Raw genomic sequence first — 300 nt, 5'->3', positions numbered from 1 at the left:
CCGCCGAGCACGGCATCGAGGTCGTCGTGGGCCCGGAGCTGCTCACCGGCTCGACCCGGCTGAAGGCCGGCACCGCCCAGAAGCTCGTGCTCAACATGCTGTCGACGATCACGATGATCCGGCTCGGCAAGACCTACGGGAACCTGATGGTCGACGTCCGCGCCTCCAACGAAAAACTCCGCGCCCGCTCCCGCCGTATCGTCGCCCTCGCCACCGGCGCGGACGACACCGCCATCGAACAGGCCCTGACCGAGGCGGGCGGCGAGGTGAAGACGGCGATCCTGGTGCTGCTGGCGGGGG

At 70.0% G+C, this 300-nt stretch carries 1 pseudogene; it reads left to right on the top strand.

From position 1 onward, the window contains the following. Positions 1 to 300 (top strand): annotated as a pseudogene (locus tag ACLZOT_RS51620) (N-acetylmuramic acid 6-phosphate etherase); the annotation flags it as partial.

It is taken from the genome of Streptomyces sp. 4F14, assembly GCF_048159485.1.
In the GTDB taxonomy this organism is placed as follows: Bacteria; Actinomycetota; Actinomycetes; order Streptomycetales; family Streptomycetaceae; genus Streptomyces.
Note: the sequence above shows the minus strand (reverse complement) of the source record. Positions and strands in the feature narration are given on the sequence as shown.